Consider the following 2043-nt stretch of genomic DNA (forward strand, 5'->3'; position numbering starts at 1 on the left):
ATCGTATTCGGTCTCTTTTTATTTTATTGATTTTAAAGAATTTTTTTCGCAACAAACGAAAATAAACGAAATTTCCACGAAATCCTATACTCGGCCTAAATCTCAACCCACTCATTTTTACGTGAATCCAGGTATACATTCGTCATTTTCATCGATTTGTGTCCAAGCAATTTCTGTGCAAACTCCTTACCGTATTCCGCTTCATAAAGACGCGATGCCAGGCTGCGGATCTCGTGAAAGCTGGGAGGGGATATTTCATAAACCAGATTGGTGGCCTTTAATGCTTTAACAAATGCTTTGGTAAGCGAGTCCGCGTTTAAGGCTCCAGGTTCTCGGCCTGAACTTTTGCTGGATGAGCTGATGAGATATTCACTTTTACTGTTATTCAGGCACTTTTCTATAATGTCGCCAACCGTGGTATTCATTATTTCCAGCCGTAATGATAGGGATATTGCTATCTGCATCTTAGTCTTACTTTGGACGATCCAGAGCTTGCCGTCATGCACATCACTTCTTTTTAATTGCCGCACATCGTCACGGCGTTGGCCAGTAATTAGCGCCAATGCCAGGCTGAGTTGAACCCAGTTTTGCTGTTGGCCGGCAGCCTCATAAATCTTGCAAAAGGCAGCATAGTCGAGCCGTTCCCGCTTAACTTTTGGTGACGGCGTGCGTGTTGCTTCCACTGGGTTGGTGCTAATTAAACCATCAGCTATTGCTTCGCGAAAAACATCAGACAAAACAGAACGTAGATTTACCGCCATCGAACTTTTACCATTATCGACATAGGTATTAATAAAATCAGCAATATGCTTGGTGGTCACAGTCTCGATCGGCCTCTCTCCAAATTCTTGCTTAATATATCCGATTTGCAGGACTCTCATTTTCATGGTGTTCTCAGCCAGTTCGCGACGCTTTAATAGTTCTGAATAGCGCTTTAGCCAACTCGCTACGGTATTAATCTCGGCTTTAGCCGCAGGAGTTGGGGCAGGGGCTTGTAATCGTTCAAGCAGGGCTACTGGCTGAAAGTTTGATTCAATATAGTTGTTAGCCTGAATGGCCTGAGAGATGGCATCCCTCCGGGCAATTTGTCCCAGAGGGATCTCTTTTCCAGTAAGTGGATTTCGCCAGTAATAAGATTTGTAATATCGCCGATATGTCAGATTTTTGGGTAAGTTGGCATCATATCGTTTTGGCCTTGATGCCATGATTAATTCTCTCTATCAGTGATGAACTTGTACTGGGGGATGTTTTAAGTATTTCTTTTGCCAGCCGATAACTTTTAGGCTGAATATAAATCGCGCCTGGCTGTACACGATACTCGCGCCCATGTTTTTCAGGTGCCGGGTAAATATTGCCACCTCGCGCCCAGCGCTGAAGTGTCTGGGGGGTTGGTTGCTTGCTGCGGTAGGTTTCTTCCGCCCATTCTTCTAATGTCAGTAATTTGGTCATTGGTCTTTCCTCAGTAGGAAAGGGCGCAAAGATGTTACGCCCTATTATGGTCGTTTGGTCTGGGGTGGTAAGGGGCTATGTTTTAGTGATACTGCTATCGAATGCTACGGTCGGATATGGTTAAACCTCCCGAATTAACCGGTTGATAATGTTTCTTTTGGAGGGAATGCGAAGCTGGTGTGCCAGTTGCCATGCTTTGCGCTGATTCTGGGTTTTATGCTCCAACATTTTGCGGATAGTGGTCACCAGGATACCATATGAATGGAGGGCGGGAGAGAAGGAGCAAACTCTGTTGTTAGCATTGTACAAAACAATCGAATTGTGGATAAAATCGGGAAAGGCATTTAACGGATAAGGGACTATTGATGCGTCATAATATATTGTTTTTTAAATATTTCTATTCCACGATATTCGGTTTTTTTTCTATTACTTCGGTCGCTTTATCAACTGTAAGTAATGTGGACTCGTACATCCAATATGCATTTATATTTGGAGTGTTTGGGGCTTTTACTACAGGGTATCATGCTGTTTTGGCTTTAATAGCCGAACAGTTATCTATGTCCAAAAATGCGAGAAAACGACAAAAGGGACGCT

At 43.5% G+C, this 2043-nt stretch carries 3 protein-coding genes; 1 reads left to right on the top strand and 2 read right to left on the bottom strand.

Translation table 11 applies throughout. The features are described from left to right. Nucleotides 1–95: 95 nt before the first annotated feature. Entirely contained in the window at nucleotides 96–1205 is a 1110-nt protein-coding gene (locus V1952_RS21455) for a site-specific integrase (protein WP_408571946.1), read from the bottom strand. Then, complete coding sequence (locus tag V1952_RS21460) at nucleotides 1180–1449, bottom strand: excisionase (protein WP_049688719.1); 270 nt, start codon at nucleotides 1447–1449, stop codon at nucleotides 1180–1182. Before V1952_RS21460 ends, V1952_RS21455 begins: the two co-directional genes overlap by 26 nt. A 365-nt stretch (nucleotides 1450–1814) precedes the next feature. Here V1952_RS21460 and V1952_RS21465 point away from each other — a divergent pair. Beyond that, nucleotides 1815–2043: hypothetical protein (locus V1952_RS21465; RefSeq protein ID WP_420075512.1), on the top strand; the 229-nt coding region annotated here is incomplete at its 3' end.

This window comes from Yersinia sp. 2542 StPb PI (assembly GCF_048593855.1).
GTDB lineage: Bacteria > Pseudomonadota > Gammaproteobacteria > Enterobacterales > Enterobacteriaceae > Yersinia > Yersinia enterocolitica_E.

Excerpts from the sequence above, each read along its gene's own strand:
- V1952_RS21455 (WP_408571946.1), bottom strand. The coding sequence starts at position 1,205 with ATGGCATCAAGGCCAAAACGATATGATGCCAACTTACCCAAAAATCTG.
- V1952_RS21460 (WP_049688719.1), bottom strand. The coding sequence starts at position 1,449 with ATGACCAAATTACTGACATTAGAAGAATGGGCGGAAGAAACCTACCGC.